At 61.5% G+C, this 16468-nt stretch carries 18 protein-coding genes and 1 pseudogene; 11 read left to right on the forward strand and 8 right to left on the reverse strand.

Annotated features, from left to right (window positions below; genetic code table 11):
* Positions 1-29 precede the first annotated feature (29 nt).
* The gene (locus HJB82_RS13345) at positions 30-1193 is read right to left on the reverse strand and encodes a M20 aminoacylase family protein (RefSeq protein WP_221140191.1); all 1164 of its coding nucleotides are present in this window, start codon (positions 1191-1193) and stop codon (positions 30-32) included.
* 184 nt (positions 1194-1377) lie between these two features.
* Here HJB82_RS13345 and HJB82_RS13350 point away from each other — a divergent pair, with 184 nt between their 5' ends.
* Together HJB82_RS13350 and HJB82_RS13355 are read left to right on the forward strand one after the other, a co-directional pair.
* The gene (locus tag HJB82_RS13350; RefSeq protein ID WP_207582024.1) at positions 1378-2511 is read left to right on the forward strand and encodes a D-alanyl-D-alanine carboxypeptidase family protein; all 1134 of its coding nucleotides are present in this window, start codon (positions 1378-1380) and stop codon (positions 2509-2511) included.
* A gap of 24 nt (positions 2512-2535) precedes the next feature.
* The gene (locus HJB82_RS13355) at positions 2536-3699 is read left to right on the forward strand and encodes a GTP-binding protein (RefSeq protein WP_207582023.1); all 1164 of its coding nucleotides are present in this window, start codon (positions 2536-2538) and stop codon (positions 3697-3699) included.
* 75 nt (positions 3700-3774) lie between these two features.
* Here HJB82_RS13355 and HJB82_RS13360 read toward each other — a convergent pair.
* Positions 3775-4017: pseudogene (locus HJB82_RS13360) on the reverse strand (FadR family transcriptional regulator); the annotation flags it as partial.
* A gap of 127 nt (positions 4018-4144) precedes the next feature.
* On the opposite strand from HJB82_RS13360, the gene HJB82_RS13365 reads away from it, so the two are divergent.
* From HJB82_RS13365 to HJB82_RS13380, 4 genes are all read left to right on the forward strand, one after another.
* On the forward strand, positions 4145-4432 hold the full coding sequence (locus tag HJB82_RS13365) for a DUF2282 domain-containing protein (protein WP_207582022.1): 288 nt from the start codon (positions 4145-4147) through the stop codon (positions 4430-4432).
* 64 nt (positions 4433-4496) lie between these two features.
* Positions 4497-5384 carry a DUF692 family multinuclear iron-containing protein gene (locus HJB82_RS13370; RefSeq protein WP_207582021.1) on the forward strand — a complete coding sequence of 296 codons (888 nt, stop codon included), beginning with the start codon at positions 4497-4499 and terminating at the stop codon, positions 5382-5384.
* On the forward strand, positions 5381-6163 hold the full coding sequence (locus HJB82_RS13375; RefSeq protein ID WP_207582020.1) for a DUF2063 domain-containing protein: 783 nt from the start codon (positions 5381-5383) through the stop codon (positions 6161-6163). Before HJB82_RS13370 ends, HJB82_RS13375 begins: the two co-directional genes overlap by 4 nt.
* Positions 6160-6657 (forward strand): DoxX family protein, encoded by a 498-nt coding sequence (locus HJB82_RS13380; protein WP_207582019.1) that lies wholly within the window; start codon positions 6160-6162, stop codon positions 6655-6657. Before HJB82_RS13375 ends, HJB82_RS13380 begins: the two co-directional genes overlap by 4 nt.
* Before the next feature lie 198 nt (positions 6658-6855).
* Here HJB82_RS13380 and HJB82_RS13385 read toward each other — a convergent pair whose 3' ends face one another.
* The 5 genes from HJB82_RS13385 to HJB82_RS13405 all read right to left on the reverse strand — a co-directional run bounded on the left by HJB82_RS13385 (position 6856) and on the right by HJB82_RS13405 (position 10830).
* Complete coding sequence (locus HJB82_RS13385; protein ID WP_018482755.1) at positions 6856-7080, reverse strand: sulfurtransferase TusA family protein; 225 nt, start codon at positions 7078-7080, stop codon at positions 6856-6858.
* A 5-nt stretch (positions 7081-7085) separates the two neighbouring features.
* Entirely contained in the window at positions 7086-8330 is a 1245-nt protein-coding gene (locus HJB82_RS13390) for a murein L,D-transpeptidase family protein (RefSeq protein WP_207582018.1), read from the reverse strand.
* Between the two features lie 348 nt (positions 8331-8678).
* The gene (locus tag HJB82_RS13395) at positions 8679-9632 is read right to left on the reverse strand and encodes an acetyl-CoA carboxylase carboxyltransferase subunit alpha (RefSeq protein ID WP_207582017.1); all 954 of its coding nucleotides are present in this window, start codon (positions 9630-9632) and stop codon (positions 8679-8681) included.
* Between the two features lie 62 nt (positions 9633-9694).
* Positions 9695-10648, reverse strand: a complete 954-nt coding sequence (gene xerD, locus HJB82_RS13400; RefSeq protein WP_207582016.1) for a site-specific tyrosine recombinase XerD — start codon at positions 10646-10648, stop codon at positions 9695-9697.
* A 5-nt stretch (positions 10649-10653) separates the two neighbouring features.
* Positions 10654-10830 carry a hypothetical protein gene (locus HJB82_RS13405; RefSeq protein WP_204330089.1) on the reverse strand — a complete coding sequence of 59 codons (177 nt, stop codon included), beginning with the start codon at positions 10828-10830 and terminating at the stop codon, positions 10654-10656.
* Positions 10831-10978: 148 nt separating this feature from the next.
* On the opposite strand from HJB82_RS13405, the gene HJB82_RS13410 reads away from it, so the two are divergent.
* Genes HJB82_RS13410 through HJB82_RS13420 form a run of 3 tightly spaced genes read left to right on the forward strand, consistent with a single transcriptional unit; the run spans position 10979 to position 14006 of the window.
* Positions 10979-11569 (forward strand): shikimate kinase, encoded by a 591-nt coding sequence (locus tag HJB82_RS13410; RefSeq protein ID WP_207582015.1) that lies wholly within the window; start codon positions 10979-10981, stop codon positions 11567-11569.
* Positions 11566-12696, forward strand: coding sequence for a 3-dehydroquinate synthase (gene aroB, locus HJB82_RS13415; RefSeq protein ID WP_221140193.1), 1131 nt, complete (start codon positions 11566-11568; stop codon positions 12694-12696). The genes HJB82_RS13410 and aroB overlap by 4 nt, the downstream gene beginning before the upstream one ends.
* Positions 12693-14006 (forward strand): HlyC/CorC family transporter, encoded by a 1314-nt coding sequence (locus HJB82_RS13420; protein WP_207582013.1) that lies wholly within the window; start codon positions 12693-12695, stop codon positions 14004-14006. The genes aroB and HJB82_RS13420 overlap by 4 nt, the downstream gene beginning before the upstream one ends.
* Positions 14007-14158: 152 nt before the next feature.
* Here the strand turns inward: HJB82_RS13420 and HJB82_RS13425 are convergent, their stop codons facing one another.
* A complete protein-coding gene (locus HJB82_RS13425; RefSeq protein WP_221140195.1) occupies positions 14159-14443 on the reverse strand; it encodes a BolA family transcriptional regulator in 285 nt (94 codons plus the stop codon).
* 102 nt (positions 14444-14545) lie between these two features.
* Here HJB82_RS13425 and HJB82_RS13430 point away from each other — a divergent pair, with 102 nt between their 5' ends.
* A complete protein-coding gene (locus HJB82_RS13430; RefSeq protein ID WP_221115535.1) occupies positions 14546-15163 on the forward strand; it encodes a J domain-containing protein in 618 nt (205 codons plus the stop codon).
* Positions 15164-15472: 309 nt separating this feature from the next.
* Positions 15473-16465 carry a cobaltochelatase subunit CobS gene (gene cobS / locus HJB82_RS13435; protein ID WP_221115536.1) on the forward strand — a complete coding sequence of 331 codons (993 nt, stop codon included), beginning with the start codon at positions 15473-15475 and terminating at the stop codon, positions 16463-16465.
* Positions 16466-16468: the final 3 nt, after the last annotated feature.

The raw sequence follows: 16468 nt of genomic DNA on the forward strand, positions 1-16468 counted from the left end.
CTTGGCGGGAAGCCAAGCCTTAATTGTTGTCAGACGCCGAGGCGCTGTTCGGCGAGGCGGACCCAGTAGGAGATGCCGTGGGCGATGGCTTCGTCGTTGAAGTCGTAGGCCGGGTTATGCAGGCCGGCGCTGTCGCCGTTGCCGATGAAGATGAAGGCGCCGGGGCGGGCGTTCAGCATGTAGGAGAAATCCTCGCCGCCCATCATCGGGTCGATCTCGGCATTGACGTTGCCCTCGCCGGCGATGGCGCTGGCGGTGGCGACCGCGTGCTCGGTCTCGTCAGGATGGTTGACGGTGACGGGGTAGTTGCGATGGAAGCTGATCTCAGCCTCGGCGCCGTGGGCCGCGGCCACGCCCTCGACGATCTGCCGGAACCGCGTCTCGGCGAGCGTCCGCACCTCGGCGTCGAGGGTGCGCACCGTGCCGGCGAAGGTCGCATCGTTCGGAATGACATTATGGGCGAAACCGGCATTGAACTTGGTGACCGAGACGACGACCGAGCTGATCGGATCGGCGGTGCGCGAGGCGATCATCTGCAGGTTGGCAACGATCTGGGCGCTGATGGCGATCGGGTCGATCGTCCGGTGCGGCTGGGCGGCGTGGCCGCCGCGGCCCTTGATGGTGACGGTGAATTCGTCGGTCGCCGCCATGATCGCGCCCTTGCGAGTGGCGAACTGTCCCACCGGCAGGCCCGGCAGATTATGCATGCCGTAAACCTCTTCGATGCCGAAGCGCTCCATCATGCCGTCCTTGACCATCAGGTTGCCGCCGCCGCCGCCTTCTTCGGCGGGTTGGAAGATGACGGCGATATTCCCGTTGAAATTGCGGGTCTCGGCCAGGTACTTCGCGGCGCCGAGCAGCATGGCGGTGTGGCCGTCATGGCCGCAGGCATGCATCTTGCCCGGCGTCTTCGAAGCCCAGGGCTTGCCTGATATTTCGGTCAGCGGCAGGGCGTCCATGTCGGCGCGCAGGCCGACGGTGCGGCGGCCTTCGCCCTTGCCCCTGATCAGGCCGACGACGCCGGTGCGGCCGATGCCGGTGGCGATCTCGTCGACACCGAATTCCTTGAGTTTTTCGGCGACGAAGGCGGCCGTGTTTTCCACCGCGAAAAGCAGTTCGGGCCGGGCGTGGATGTGGCGGCGCCATTCGGCGACTTCGTCCTGCAATTCCGCGGCTCTGTTCAAAATCGGCATATTCGCGTTCCTGTTATGAAATCCCGACAATCTTTCATCGCATCAAAAGGGTGTGAAGCCCAGGGTGTGAGGCTGCGGTGTGAGGCTGTGGAAATTACTTAGTCAATGACCTTTGCCATGTCATAGCCATATAGGATAAATAGGTGAAGGTTTCGAGATTTTCCTAATATCCGAAGGACGAACCGTGTCGACGAGCCACTTCCGTTTGTTTGCCGCTTTGCGGCCGTTGAGTTTTGCGATCGCTGCGACTGCCGGTTTTGTTGCCTCCATTCCGCTTGCTCAGGCCAATCCGCATATTCTCGTCGATGTGCAGACCGGCCGCGTGCTCGAGCATGAGGAAGCCTTCCGCAAATGGTATCCGGCTTCGCTGACCAAGCTGATGACCGTCTATACCGTGTTCGACGCGATCCGCGCCGGCCAGATCAGCCTCGATACGCCTATCGTCATGAGCAAGCGCGCCGCCGCGCAGCCGGCCGCCAAGATGTATTTCAAGCCGGGCCAGAAGCTGACGCTCGACAGCGCGCTGAAGATCCTGATGGTGAAATCGGCCAACGACATTGCCGTCGCGGTCGCCGAAGCGGTCGGCGGCACCCAGGAAGCCTTCGTGACGCGGATGAACGGCGAGGCGCTGAAGCTCGGCATGACGGATTCGCATTTCGTCAATCCGAATGGCCTGCCCGGCAAAGGGCAGTATACGACGGCGCGCGACCTTGCGGTGCTGACCGTGGCGCTGCGCCGCGATTTTCCACAATATGCCGGGTACTTTGCGCTTGAGGGTTTCACCAATGGCCAGCAAAACGTGCCGAGCCTCAACATGCTGATCGGCCGCTTCGCCGGCGCCGACGGCATGAAGACAGGCTTCATCTGCGCCTCGGGCTTCAACCAGATCGGTTCGGCGACGCGCAACGGCCATACGCTCGTCTCGGTCGTGCTCGGCACCGACAGTCTCGCAGCGCGCGCCGATGCGACGGCGAACCTTTTGCAGAAGGGTTTCACCACGCCGTTTCCCGGCAACGATACGCTGGGTTCGCTGAAGCCTTACGGCGCGGGACAAGACCAGGTTTCCGACATTACCGCCGATATCTGCAGCGCCAAGGGCGCCAAGGTGCGCAGCGAAACGCGCGACGAGGTCGGCCGTATGCGGGTGCAGTCGCCCTATATCCTGGAAATGGATCACGATCCGCGCTTTGTCTTTGCCGGCCTCATTCCCGGCCAGGATCCGCAGCCGGCTCAGCAGCCGGAAAAGGTGGCGACTGGCGATACGGCGGGAGGCATCGCCAACGTGCCGGTGCCGATGCCGCGCCCGACATCTTTCTAAGATAGGTTTTCAAGGTAAAACGACATGAGCGCGCTCAACGACAGGATTCCGGTCACCATCCTGACCGGCTTTCTCGGCGCCGGCAAATCGACGCTGCTCAACCGCATCCTCAAAGATCCGGTGATGAAGGATGCAGCCGTCATCATCAATGAATTCGGCGATGTCGGCATCGATCATCTGCTGGTCGAAAGTTCCGGCGATTCGATCATCGAACTCTCAGACGGCTGCCTCTGCTGCACCGTGCGCGGTGAGCTTGTGGATACGCTGGCAAACCTGATGGACGCTGTGCAGACCGGCCGTGTCAAGCCGGTGAAGCGCGTCGTCATCGAAACGACGGGTCTTGCCGATCCTGCTCCGGTCATGCAGGCAATCATGGGCAATCCCGTCATTGCGACGAATTTCGAACTCGATGGCGTCGTTACCGTCGTCGATGCGGTAAACGGGCTGCAGACGCTCGACAATCACGAGGAAGCGCGCAAGCAGGCGGCGGTCGCCGACCGGCTGATCGTCTCGAAAAAACCGATGGCCGGCGGGACAGCTGGAGTGGATGCTCTGGAAAAGCGCCTGCGGGCGCTCAATCCGCGCGCGACGATGATGGATGCCGACAGCACCGAGGCAGGCAGTGCCGCGGTGCTCGTCAACGGCATCTACGATCCGGCGACGAAGATCGCCGATGTCGGCCGCTGGCTGCAGGACGAGAATGCGCACGAGGCGCATCACAATCATCACAATCATGATCATGATGGGGACCACGGCCACCATCACCACCATGATCACGCGCATCAGGACCCGCATGACGTCAACCGTCACGATGCCTCGATCCGCTCTTTCTCGATCGTCGAGGAAAAGCCGATCGATCCGATGGCGCTCGACATGTTTATCGACCTGCTGCGCTCTGCCCATGGCGAGAAGCTGCTGAGGATGAAGGCGATCGTTTCCGTCTCCGACCGGCCGGACCGACCGCTGGTGCTGCATGGCGTGCAAAGCATCTTCCATCCGCCGGTGCGGCTTGCCGCCTGGCCGGATCCCAGCGACCGGCGCACGCGCATGGTGCTGATCACCAAGGATCTGTCGGAAGCCTTCGTGAAGGATCTGTTCGACGCCTTCCTCGGCAAGCCGCGCATCGACATGCCCGATCGCGCCGCGCTGTCCGACAATCCGCTCGCCATTCCCGGCATGCGAATCTAGATCGCGTTCACATTTGTTGTTACGCGATCAGCTTCTGTGTTTACCGCTGCCTGAAAGCCATCTTGCCTGCTCGCCGCGCTGCAGGCCTTCCGGGTAGTCACGCGACAGCGTGCTGTCTGTGCCCCAGGGCGAGGCTATGTCGCACGGGATCGCCCGCATGCCAAGCGCATCGAGAACTTCCACATAATATGAATTGTTCGTGGCAGCCGCGATTTCTCGGTGGAAAGCGAAGTCGCTCTTACCCGTCGCTTCGCCGCGGCCGAGCAGCCGGTCGAATTCGAAGGAGGCTTCCTGGATCTGCGCCTCCTGGGCTGCATTGCAGCAAACCATATTGTCGATCACGAATTCGTGTTCGTTGCCATGCGTAACAGAAGGCCTTGCCGAACCGAATGGAGAGTTACCCGGCCGATGACCGGCCGGCGGAACATCCAAGAGGAGATCATCCATGAACCGTTCGACGCTCACCCTTACCCTCGCCGGCTCGCTCGCCACCGCTTTTGCGTCCGTTGCTTTCGCCGCCCCGTTGCCGGCTGAGAAAATGGTCGGCAACGAGAAGTGCTATGGCATCGCGCTCAAGGGACATAACGACTGCGCCGCAGGCGCCGGCACGACCTGCGCAGGCACCTCGACGATGGACTATCAGGGCAACTCCTGGAAAGCTGTGCCGACCGGTACCTGCACCAGCATGAATGTCGGCGGCCACATGGGCAAGCTGGAGCCGATGAAGGGCTGACCGTCAAGCGGGGGCCCAGCTACACGGGTCCCCGCCATTGTCCGACAAATCGGGAGGAACCGCGATGTCCGCTTCAAAAATCCCAACTTCCGCCTTGCCCGCCCGTGCCGGCCTTGGTCTCAAGCCCGAGCACTATGAGACTATTCTGGCCAATCGGCCGGATATCGGCTTCTTCGAGGTGCATGCCGAGAACTATATGGGCGCCGGCGGGCCGCCGCATCGCTATTTGGAAGCCGTGAGTGCACTCTATCCACTTTCGCTGCATGGCGTCGGCTTGTCGATCGGTGCAGCGCACGAGCTTGACAAGGCGCATCTGAAGCGGCTGCGCGGCCTGATCGATCGCTATCGGCCGCAGAGCTTCTCCGAACATCTGGCCTGGTCGACCCACGACACGGGCTTTCTCAATGACCTGCTGCCGCTTCCCTATACGCCGGAAACGCTGGCGCGCGTCATCGATCATGTCGACGAAACGCAGCAGGCGCTCGGACAACGACTGCTGCTCGAAAACCCGGCGACCTACGTGCTGTTTGCCGACAGCACGATCGATGAGGTGGACTTTCTGGCGACAATTGCGGAGCGGACCGCCTGCGGTCTGCTGCTCGACGTCAACAACGTGATGGTCTCGGCGGTCAATCACCGGCTCGATGCCGCCACCTATATCGACTGCTTCCCGGTCGAGTTGGTCGGCGAGATCCACCTTGCCGGCTACGACGAGACCCTCGACGACGCCGGCGACCGGTTGCTGATCGACACGCATCGTACGGCGGTCAAGGGCGATGTGATGGCGCTCTACGAACACACGCTTGCGCGCAGCGGACCGCTGCCGACGCTGATCGAATGGGACAACGACGTCCCGGATTTCGTGACGTTGCAGACGGAGGCGGCCCGCGCGGATGCGATGCTCGCCGCCGAAACGCTCCGCCGCAATAAGCGTAGGATCCGGGCGGCATGACAATGGATTTCGCCGCAAGCCAGAACGCCTTTGCTGATGCATTGCTGCATGCCGACCGGCCGGTGCCGGACGGTATCACCACAGCGCGCGGCACGACCGACGCTGCGCGGTTCGCCATCTACCGCAACAATGTCTTCGTCGGGCTGACAAGGGCATTGGCGCAGCACTTTCCGGTGACGGAACGGCTCGTTGGAAAGCAATTCTTCACAGCTATGGCGCGGGCCTATGCCCAGGATCACAAACCCACCTCACCGCTGATTATCGAATATGGCGGCGACTTTCCGGATTTCATTGCAAGCTTCCGGCCGGCGAGTAATCTTGCCTATCTGGCCGGCGTCGCCCGGATCGAAGCGGCCTGGACGCGGGCCTATCAGGCGGCGGACGCCGCGCCGCTCGATCTCGCGGCCCTCTCGGCCTTGGCGCCCGAGACGCTTGCCGACTTGCGGCTGGTGCCGCACCCTTCAGCGGGTTTGATCCGTTCGGACCATCCTGTTGGCTCGATCTGGAGTGCGCATCAGCAGGACATGGTTATGCCGGTCGCCGACTGGCGAGCGCAGGATGTGCTGGTCGTGCGGCCGGAGATGACCGTCCATGTTCATATCCTGCCGCCGCAGGACTCCGTTTTCGCGGCCTGCTTGTTCAAGGCCGCCACGCTGGGTGCGGCAGCAGAGGCGGCATTGATCGCCGCCCCCGAATTCGATTTTGGAACAGCGCTGATTGGTCTTGCCAGTCTCGGTGCATTCAGCGCCCTGCAACAGGATGAAGGAAACGTCCCATGAAGACCGAAGCAGCCTCCTCATACGGCGCTGGCGCTGCCCTTGCCGCTCTCGTCACACGCACCGAAGGCCTGCTCGCCTCCCTTCCCCCATCGCTGCCGCTGCTGGCGCTGCGCTTCGCGCTCGCAATTCCCTTTTTCAAGTCGGGACTGACGAAATGGGACGGATTCCTGACGCTTTCACAAGGGGCAAGATATCTCTTCGAACAGGAGTTCAGACTCCATATCTTCGGCAGCGAGATTCCCTATCCGTTTCCCTTGACGATGGCGACGGCAGCAGGGATCGGCGAACTGGTCCTGCCGGTCCTGTTGATCCTCGGCTTGGGGACGCGGTTTGCCGCCCTCGGCTTGCTGCTGATGACGGCGATTATCCAACTGACCATTCCCGATGGCTGGGCGAATTTCCACCTGCCCTGGGCGGCGATGGCATTGGCATTGGTCGTGTTTGGCGGCGGCAGGATCGCAATTGATCCACTGGTGATGCAACGCCGCAAATGACCTGCGTTGCGACTTGTTCGGGCTGATTTTAGAGCATGTCGCGCAAAAGTGTGCAGCGGTTCCGCGATAACGACATGCGTAAAAACAATAGGCTAAAGCGCTAAGAGCGAATCTGTGTGCAGCGGTTCCGGGATAACGAAATGCATAAAAACAAAGGACTAAAGCGCGTCGCATGAATCAAGTTTGATGCGACGCGCTTTAGCGCTTGCGGATCAGGAAGCGGTGGCCGTTTTCGGTCTTTTCGGTCTCGACCAGTTCGTGGCCGTCCTCGTTGCAGAAATGCGGCATGTCGATCACCGCCAGCGGATCGGTGGTGTCGACGCGAATGAGCGTGCCACTTGCCATGGCGGCAAGCTTCTTGCGTGTCTTGATCACGGGGAAGGGGCATTTCAGGCCGCGAAGATCGTAGAGAACGGGGTTCAAGCCGTTCAGTTCCGCGCCCAGAATTTCCAGAACGGCTTCTTTGCCGCGACTTCTGCGGTTTCCTGCGGTTCGGGTGCCGTATAGGCCAGCGGGTTCGGCACCGGCACCGGAACCACCGCGGGGGTCGCGACGACCGCGGGGGTCGCGGCAGCGACTGCCATTGGCTGCGGCTGGGCAGCGGCGAGTGGTGTGGCGCCCGGTGCGGTCTTGGTGGCAATGCCCTGCGCGGTGCGCTTGGCCATCATGTCTTCGAGTTCGGCAACCTTGACCATGCGGCCGGCTTCCAGCGAGGTGCCGGTCGGGGCATAAGCGAGTTCGCGGCCCCTGCGCGTCTTGGCGACCACGGCCTTGCGCTCGGCTTCGGACGGATCGTACCAGGCCATGCCGTCGAATTTGCCCATCGCCTTGGCATAGTCGGCATCATAGGTCTTGCCGTAGGCGGCAAGGGCGGCCGTCAGCGCCGGCGGCGTCGACATAGCAGGGCATTTGCCGGCGGCATTGAAGGCGCCGCCATCGGTTGACTGCTGGTTGAAGACGTATTTCTTCTCGCAGACGTTCACCTCGGGCGGGCGCTTCGTCACTTCGAAATTGTCGTAGCCGACCTTCAGCATCTTCCAGAAGTCGTAACTCGAGTCGAGGCGATGCTTGACCATGTTTTCCGCTGTCATGCGGAAGGGGAAGGCCTGCAGCTGCACGGTCGACTGGCCGCCCTTGAAGGCGTCGCGGGCGAAGGCGTAAATTTCAAGCACCTGCTGGTCGGTCATCGAATAGCAGCCGGAGGACGAGCAGGCACCATGGATCATCAAATCGGAGCCGCTGCGGCCGTTCGCCGCGTCGTAGCGGTTCGGGAAGCCGGTGTTGATCGCCAGATAATATTTCGAGTTGGGGTTCAGGTTGGCGCGCGACAGGTCGTAGAAACCTTCCGGCGCCTGCCGGTCGCCGGTCTTTACCTTCGGACCGAGACGGCCGGACCAGGCGCAGATCTTGTAATCGGCGATCTTGTCGAAACGGTTGTCGGTCTTCGCCTTCCAGATCTCCATGGCACCTTCTTCCTTGAAGATGCGGATCATGATCGGCGAATTGCGGTCCATGCCCTTGGTGGACATGGCGGTGAGGATATGGGCGGGAAGCGGCTGCTCGACCTTGTTCTTGACCTTGGAGAGATCGACCTGCGCAGTATCCAACGCATCATTGCAGCCGGCAAGAGCCAGCGCCATGAGGGAAACATAGGCAAAATGACGTATGCGCATCCAAACTAGCCCATAAAGATAAAGCGACCCGGTCCGCCTATGGAGTTCGGGCATTGGAAGGAATCATAGGCGGCTTATACTTTATAAAACCTTACCAGCCTATGACGTGCCCCGAACATCCCCGCAAGCGCGAATGTTACAGATAATATCAATGTGGCCAAGATTTGGCCCCAATCGGCGAAAGCCGAACTTGTCTCGGACATGATGCCGAAAAGTCTCAGCGATTTCCGGCTGTTTTAGAGCATGATGCCGAAAAGTGTGCGCGGTTTTCGGACGACATCATGCTCTACTCTCTAATTTAGAACAGGATTCAGATTTTAGGCCAACCGGGCCCAGAATCATCCTGTTCTAGAGATTGCGGCCGATATTGAGGAATTTCTGGCGTCGCTCGTTGCGCAGCTGCTCGCCGGAACGGGACGCCATTTCGCCGAGCGCATTGGCGATCATGTCGCCGGTCGCGGCAATGACGCTGTCGGGATCGCGATGGGCGCCGCCCAGCGGCTCGGAAATGATGCCGTCGATGATGCCGAGCGATTTCAGGTCCTCGGCAGTGATTTTCATGTTGGTCGCAGCTTCCCGGGCGCGGGTCGAATCGCGCCAGAGGATGGAGGCGGCCCCTTCCGGCGAGATGACGCTGTAGATCGAATGCTCGAGCATATAGACCTTGTTGCCGGTGGCGATGGCGATCGCGCCGCCCGAGCCGCCTTCGCCGATGACGATGGACACGAGGGGAATCTTGACGCCGAGACATTTTTCCGTCGAGCGGGCGATCGCCTCGGCCTGGCCGCGCTCTTCGGCTCCGACGCCGGGATAGGCGCCAGCCGTATCCACCAGCGAAATCACCGGCAGGCCGAAACGATCGGCCATTTCGAGGATGCGGATCGCCTTGCGGTAACCTTCCGGCCGCGGGCTGCCGAAATTGTGCTTCAGGCGGCTCTTGGTGTCGTTGCCCTTTTCCTGGCCGATGACGGCGACGGGCTGGCCGCGAAAGCGGGCGAGGCCCGCCTGGATCGCGGCATCCTCGGAAAATTTGCGGTCGCCGGCGAGCGGCGTGAATTCCTGGAACAGCGTCTTGGCGTAATCGACGAAATGCGGCCGCTGCGGATGGCGGGCGACCTGGGTCTTCTGCCAGGGATTGAGCTTGGAATAGATTTCGACGATCGCCTCGCGGACGCGAACCTCCAGCCTGCCGATTTCATCGGTGGTGTCGATGCTCTCGTCTTCCGTGGCGAGCTTCTTCAGCTCGATAATCTTGCCTTCGAGGTCGGAGATCGGCTTTTCGAAGTCGAGATAATTGTGCATGAGGTGCGTTTCCGTTCCTTGTGCCCGGGGCGTTTTCCTGGCTCCGCCCCTTGTCGCCGGTCCTATTCGTGCTTTTTCGCCTGTTTGGCAAGGGGGTGATGCGTCTGGACAAGCTGCTGCAGCCTCTCTTCCAGGACATGCGTGTAGATCTGTGTGGTCGAAATGTCCGAATGGCCGAGGAGTTCCTGCACGACGCGCAGATCGGCGCCATTGGCTAGCAGGTGGCTGGCAAAGGCGTGGCGCATGACATGCGGCGAGATCAGCGACGGCGTCAGCCCGGCGCGGATTGCCAAGTTCTTCAGGTCGCGGGCGAAAACCTGGCGTGGCAGGTAGCCCTCCTTCGAGGCGGCGGGAAACAGCCACGGGCTTTCCTGCGGCTGCTTCGCCACGGCATTTTCCGCCGCCAGCAGGCGCCCGTAGGATTTCAGCGCTGATATCGCCGAATGCGACAGCGGCACCAGCCGCTCCTTGTTGCCCTTGCCGCGGATCATCAGGAAACGGCCTTCCTGGTCGAGCACACGGGCGGGAAGCGTAACCAGTTCGCTGACACGCATGCCAGTGGCATAGAGCAGCTCCAGAAGCGCCAGCATGCGCAGGCGCTGCAGCTGGCCCGGCGCCGTATCCCCCGCTTCGGCCTCAGCCTGTGAAAGCAGCTTGCCGACCTCGTCGACGCCCATCGTCTTCGGCAGCGGACGGCCTTTCTTCGGCGCGTCGAGAATGCCGGTGGGGTCGTCGGTTCTCAGGCCCTCGGCGTAGAGGAATTTGTAGAATTGCCGCATGGCGGCAAGCCGGCGCGCCTGGGACGAGGGTTTGAAACCCTTTCGGGCAAGCGAGGAAAGATAGGCGGAGAGATCGGCGGAGGCAGCCTCGGTGAGCCGTATGCGACGCTCGTGCAGGAAGGAACTGACATCTTCGAGGTCACGCTCATAGGATTGCAGCGTGTTGGCGGCCGCGCCGCGCTCGGCGCTCATCATCTCCAGGAAGGATTCCACATGGACGCGGCCGAGATCCACCATTTCGGTCACTTCCTGGTCGGAGCGATCGCCCCCGTCGCGGGCGGATTGACCCGCTCGGACGGAATGCGGATCGTCACGTCGCGCGGCTCGGGCTCGACGAAGGTCACAAGCGCCCACATCGCTCCGTAGACCGTCCCGGCGAGGATCGCGCAGACGAACAGAAAACGGAACAGGGTCGGCATCCGGCAACTCCTTCATGCTCTGCTTCTGTTATAAGAAGCGTATCTGCAAGTGCAAGAAGCGGTATTCAAGCCATGATTCCCTTGTCCGCGACTTGACGCTCCAGCTGCATTTGTCGATACGGTTTGCAAACAAAGTGTGAATGGACCGATGAGTGAACCACTGCTGACCGTTGCTGACAGCTTGAAAGACAGAGCTCGCGCCGCGCTCGGTTCACGTAATCTCATCCTTGTCGGCCTGATGGGCGCTGGAAAATCCTCGGTCGGCCGGATCGTCGCCACCCAGCTCGGGATTCCCTTCATCGACAGCGATCACGAAATCGAGCGGGTGTCACGCATGACGATCGCCGAATTATTCGCGGCCTATGGCGAAGTGGAGTTCCGGGCGCTGGAAACGCGGGTGATGAAACGGCTGCTGAAGAGCGGGCCACGGGTCGTCTCCACCGGCGGCGGCGCCTTCATCAACGACCGGACGCGCAGGCATATCAAGAAGGGCGGCCTGTCCGTCTGGCTGAAGGCCGATCTCGACGTGCTCTGGGACAGGGTCGCCAAGCGTGATACGCGGCCGCTGCTCAAGACCGAAAATCCGAAGCAGACGCTCGAAGGCCTGATGAATGCGCGCTACCCGATCTACGCGCAGGCCGACCTCACCGTGCTCTCGCGCGACGTGCGCAAGGAAATCATGGCCGACGAGGTGCTGACGGCCGTGATCGAAGCTCAGAATGAAAGTGCAGCGTCATGAATGCGATACCCTCCGCCTCCGCCGTCCAGACGGTGCATGTGCCGCTCGGCGAGCGCGCCTATGACATCCTGATCGGTCCGGGGCTGATCGCACGGGCCGGCGCCGAGATCGCCTCCCGGCTCAAGGGCCGCAAGGCGGCGATCATCACTGATGAAAATGTCGCTCCGCTCTATTTGAAGGCGCTCGTCGCAAGTCTTGATGAAGCGGGCATTGCCTCGGCTGAGGTCGTCCTGCCGGCCGGCGAGAAGACCAAAAGCTTCGAACATCTGATGACTGTCTGCGATAAGGTGCTCGAAGCCCGTGTCGAGCGTAATGATTGCGTCATCGCGCTCGGCGGCGGCGTCATCGGCGACCTTTCTGGATTTGCCGCCGGCATCGTACGCCGCGGCGTGCGCTTCGTGCAGGTGCCGACCTCGCTGCTGTCGCAGGTCGATTCCTCCGTCGGCGGCAAGACCGGTATCAATTCCCGCCACGGCAAAAACCTGATCGGCGTCTTTCATCAGCCGGATCTGGTTCTGGCCGATACCGATGTGCTGAATTCGCTGAGCGAGCGCGAATTCCGCGCCGGTTACGCCGAGGTCGCCAAATACGGGTTGATCGACAAGCCGGATTTCTTCGCTTGGCTGGAAGCCAACTGGACGTCAGTCTTTACGGGCGGTTCCGCCCGCATCGAGGCGATTGCCGCCAGCTGTCAGGCGAAGGCCGATGTCGTCGTTGCCGACGAGCGCGAGAACGGCCCGCGGGCGCTGCTCAATCTCGGCCACACTTTCGGCCATGCGCTTGAGGCGGCGACCGCCTATGACAGCTCCCGCCTCGTGCATGGCGAGGGCGTTGCGATCGGCATGGTGCTGGCACACGAATTCTCCGCACGGATGAACCTTGCAAGCCCCGACGATGCGCGGCGCGTCGAGCGGCACCTCAAGGAGGTCGGCCTGCCGACCCGCATGTCCGACATTCCGGGCGAGCTACCGCCGGCCGAAACGCTGATGGATGCGATCGCCCAGGACAAGAAGGTCAAGAGCGGCAAGCTCACCTTCATCTTGACGCGCGGCATTGGCCAGTCTTTCGTCGCCGACGACGTTCCGGCCTCCGAGGTGATCAGCTTTCTCCGGGAAAAACATCCGTGACAACTGTCGAAGGCGCTCTGGCATTTCTTGCAACATATTGGCCGGAGATCCTTTCGATCACGGCGCTCGTGCTGATGTCCGCCTTCTTTTCCGGCTCCGAGACGGCGCTGACCGCTGTTTCGCGCAGCCGCATCCATACGCTTGAAGCCAACGGCGACGAACGCGCCGGCCTCGTCCGGCAGTTGATCGAGCGGCGCGACCGGCTGATCGGCGCGCTGCTGATCGGCAACAATCTCGCCAACATCCTATCCTCCTCGATCGCCACCAGCCTGTTCCTCGGGCTGTTCGGCAATTCCGGCGTGGCGCTGGCGACGCTTGCGATGACCGTCATCCTGGTCATCTTCGCTGAAGTGCTGCCGAAGAGCTGGGCGATTTCGACACCCGACCGTTTCGCACTCGCCATTGCGGCTCCGGCCAGGCTCTTCGTCCTCGTCGTCGGCCCGCTTTCCTCCTTCGTCAACGCGATCGTCCGCCGGATCCTTGCGCTGTTCGGCATCAACCTGTCGCGGGAGACGTCGATGCTGACGGCGCATGAGGAACTGCGCGGCGCCGTCGACCTCTTGCACCGCGAGGGATCGGTGGTGAAGGCCGATCGCGACCGTCTCGGCGGCGTGCTCGATCTCAGCGAGCTGGAACTCTCCGATATCATGGTCCACCGCACGGCGATGCGGGCGATCAACGCCGACGATCCGCCGGAAGCGGTGGTGCGCGCCATTCTCGAAAGTCCCTATACGCGCATGCCTCTGTGGCGCGGCACGATTGACAACATCATCGGCGTCGTGCACGCCAAGGACCTGTTGCGGGCGCTTGCCGAGCCGAACATGGAGCCGCAGAACCTCGATATCGTCAAGATCGCGCAGAAGCCGTGGTTCGTGCCCGACAGCACCAATCTTGAAGATCAGCTCAACGCCTTCCTGCGGCGCAAGCAGCATTTCGCCGTCGTCGTCGACGAATATGGCGAGGTGCAGGGCATCGTCACGCTGGAAGATATCCTTGAGGAAATCGTCGGCGATATTTCCGACGAGCACGATATCGAGATCCAGGGCGTGCGCCAGGAGGCCGACGGTTCCGTCGTCGTCGACGGCGGCGTACCGATCCGCGACCTCAACCGCGCGCTCGACTGGAACCTGCCCGACGAGGAGGCGACGACGATTGCAGGCCTCGTCATCCATGAATCGATGACCATCCCGGAAGAGCGCCAGGCCTTCACCTTTTATGGCAAGCGTTTCGTCGTCATGAAGCGGGAGAAGAACCGCATCACCAAGCTGCGCATTCGCCCGGCCGGGGAAGACGGCGCGAAACCGGCCTGATCCGGCTTGGATTAGAGCATGTCGCGCAAAAGTGTGCCGCGGTCTTGCGATAACGACATGCGTAAAAACAAAGACCTAAAGCGCGAGAAGCGGATCTGAAAGATCGCGGCGCGCTTTAGCGGTTACAGGTAACCATATAAGCTGCTGTGCCGCTACCAGCGGGTCGGCTCGTCAGGTGCTGCCGGTTCGACGGCCAGCGCATGCAGGCCGGCATCGAGTTCCGGTTTCAACAGGTCGGTGATCGCCCGGTGGCGCGCCAGCCGCGACATGCCGGCGAACTTGACTGAGACGATCCTCACCCGCATATGGGTTTCGCCGGTGCCGGTGATATCGGGCTGATGGCCGGCATGCAGATGGCTTTCGTCGATGACGCTCAGGCGTTCGGGGGCGAAGGCTTCGACAAGCTTTTCTTCGATGCGGGTTCTCAGGGTCATCATCCGATCTTGCTGTTTCGCGAAAAAGGTTCCCACCAAGCCAGCAACAAACCCATTTGTCAATTCTTGTTGTCGCGTCGCGACAGCCCCATAATTAGCGCCGTCATGACACTTGATTCCAAATATTTCGATCGCATCCGAACAAGTCGCAAACGCGAGCCTGAGGCAGAGGAGGCTCCGCCTACCTGTCAGTGGGACGGCTGCGACAAAAAAGGCGTGCATCGCGCTCCTGTCGGACGCAATGCGGAAGGCCAGTTCTTTTTGTTCTGCTTCGCGCACGTCAAGGACTACAACAAGGGCTATAATTATTTCTCCGGTCTTTCGGACGGCGAGATCGCTCGCTACCAGAAAGAGGCGATCACCGGCCACCGGCCGACATGGACCGTCGGCGTCAACAAGGCGGCGAAGGACAGTCCGCTGCATTCGGAGGTGCGCTCCGGCGCCTATACACGCGTTCGCGATCCCTTCGGCTTCGTCAAGGAAGGCGGCAAGGGCAGCGGGCCGCGTTTTCCCCAGGCGCGCAAGCTGAAATCGCTGGAAAGCAAGGCCTTCGATACGATGGGCCTCAATGCCAATGCGACGTCGGCGGAGATCAAGAGCCGCTACAAGGAACTGGTCAAGAAGCACCATCCGGATGCCAATGGCGGCGACCGCGGCTCGGAAGAGCGTTTCCGCGCCGTCATCCAGGCCTATCAATTGTTGAAGCAGAACGGTTTTTGTTAGTTCCCGTCCTTGCTCTTAGGCTTCAATCGGGTATGGTCCAAATCGGCTGAGGCCGCAGGCAAACGCGGCTCATATTTGTGCGTTTTCCCGACATCGCCTCCGCCGACCTTCCGGACGCGGCGTTTCTTGTCCGGGACTCTTTCAAGAATGCTCGCACGCGGTCATTATCCCGCCGAGGTTTCGTTTCAGTCCCGGAGAAGCATCGCCGACGTTCCGACCTGGACGAGCGCGGAATAAAATCGCGGCGTCACGGTTGCGACATGGCCTGAGACAGTATGGCCGGGTGGCTTCACCCGCCTTGGAGACATGATGAGCAAGATCGAACTTGATATTTCAGAACTGCCCGATACCACCGTTTCGGTCCGCGAGGCCTTCGGCATCGATTCCGACATCCGCGTTCCCGCCTACAGCAAGGGCGACGCCTATGTGCCGGACCTCGACACCGACTACCTGTTCGACCGCGACACGACGCTCGCCATTCTCGCAGGCTTCGCCCATAACCGCCGCGTGATGATCTCCGGCTATCACGGCACGGGCAAGTCCTCGCATATCGAGCAGGTGGCCGCACGGCTTAACTGGCCCTGCGTGCGCATCAACCTCGACAGCCATGTCAGCCGTATCGATCTTGTCGGCAAGGATGCGATCGTCGTCAAGGACGGGCTGCAGGTCACCGAATTCAAGGACGGCATCCTTCCCTGGGCCTATCAGCACAATGTCGCGCTGGTGTTCGACGAATATGATGCCGGCCGTCCCGATGTGATGTTCGTCATCCAGCGCGTGCTCGAATCCTCCGGCCGCCTGACGCTGCTCGACCAGAGCCGCGTCATCCGACCGCACCCGGCCTTCCGCCTGTTTGCGACCGCCAATACGATCGGCCTTGGCGATACCACCGGCCTCTATCACGGCACGCAGCAGATCAACCAGGCTCAGATGGACCGCTGGTCGATCGTGACGACGCTGAACTACCTGCCGCATGACCACGAAGTGAATATCGTCGCCGCCAAGGTGAAGAGCTTCGGCAAGGACAGGGAAGGCCGCGACACCGTTTCGAAGATGGTCCGCGTCGCTGACCTGACGCGTGCTGCCTTCATGAATGGTGATCTCTCCACGGTCATGAGCCCGCGTACCGTCATCACCTGGGCCGAGAATGCCGAGATCTTCGGAGATCTCGCCTTCGCCTTCCGCGTCACCTTCCTCAACAAGTGCGACGAACTGGAGCGCCCTCTGGTCGCCGAGCATTATCAGCGGGCCTTCGGCGTCGAGCTGAAGGAAAGTGCCGCCAATATCGTTCTCGGAGCCTGAGAC

The sequence above is a fragment of the Rhizobium sp. NZLR10 genome, from assembly GCF_019685125.1.
Taxonomy (GTDB): Bacteria; Pseudomonadota; Alphaproteobacteria; order Rhizobiales; family Rhizobiaceae; genus Rhizobium.

Excerpts from the sequence above, each read along its gene's own strand:
- xerD (WP_207582016.1), bottom strand. The coding sequence starts at position 10,648 with ATGGTGGATCTCGGCCGCGTCCATGTGGAATCCTTCCTGGAGATGATG.
- HJB82_RS13395 (WP_207582017.1), bottom strand. The coding sequence starts at position 9,632 with ATGCACAATTATCTCGACTTCGAAAAGCCGATCTCCGACCTCGAAGGC.
- HJB82_RS13355 (WP_207582023.1), top strand. The coding sequence starts at position 2,536 with ATGAGCGCGCTCAACGACAGGATTCCGGTCACCATCCTGACCGGCTTT.
- HJB82_RS13365 (WP_207582022.1), top strand. The coding sequence starts at position 4,145 with ATGAACCGTTCGACGCTCACCCTTACCCTCGCCGGCTCGCTCGCCACC.
- HJB82_RS13375 (WP_207582020.1), top strand. The coding sequence starts at position 5,381 with ATGACAATGGATTTCGCCGCAAGCCAGAACGCCTTTGCTGATGCATTG.
- HJB82_RS13390 (WP_207582018.1), bottom strand. The coding sequence starts at position 8,330 with ATGCGCATACGTCATTTTGCCTATGTTTCCCTCATGGCGCTGGCTCTT.
- HJB82_RS13425 (WP_221140195.1), bottom strand. The coding sequence starts at position 14,443 with ATGATGACCCTGAGAACCCGCATCGAAGAAAAGCTTGTCGAAGCCTTC.
- HJB82_RS13430 (WP_221115535.1), top strand. The coding sequence starts at position 14,546 with ATGACACTTGATTCCAAATATTTCGATCGCATCCGAACAAGTCGCAAA.
- HJB82_RS13370 (WP_207582021.1), top strand. The coding sequence starts at position 4,497 with ATGTCCGCTTCAAAAATCCCAACTTCCGCCTTGCCCGCCCGTGCCGGC.
- HJB82_RS13410 (WP_207582015.1), top strand. The coding sequence starts at position 10,979 with ATGAGTGAACCACTGCTGACCGTTGCTGACAGCTTGAAAGACAGAGCT.
- cobS (WP_221115536.1), top strand. The coding sequence starts at position 15,473 with ATGAGCAAGATCGAACTTGATATTTCAGAACTGCCCGATACCACCGTT.
- HJB82_RS13345 (WP_221140191.1), bottom strand. The coding sequence starts at position 1,193 with ATGCCGATTTTGAACAGAGCCGCGGAATTGCAGGACGAAGTCGCCGAA.
- HJB82_RS13380 (WP_207582019.1), top strand. The coding sequence starts at position 6,160 with ATGAAGACCGAAGCAGCCTCCTCATACGGCGCTGGCGCTGCCCTTGCC.
- aroB (WP_221140193.1), top strand. The coding sequence starts at position 11,566 with ATGAATGCGATACCCTCCGCCTCCGCCGTCCAGACGGTGCATGTGCCG.
- HJB82_RS13405 (WP_204330089.1), bottom strand. The coding sequence starts at position 10,830 with ATGCCGACCCTGTTCCGTTTTCTGTTCGTCTGCGCGATCCTCGCCGGG.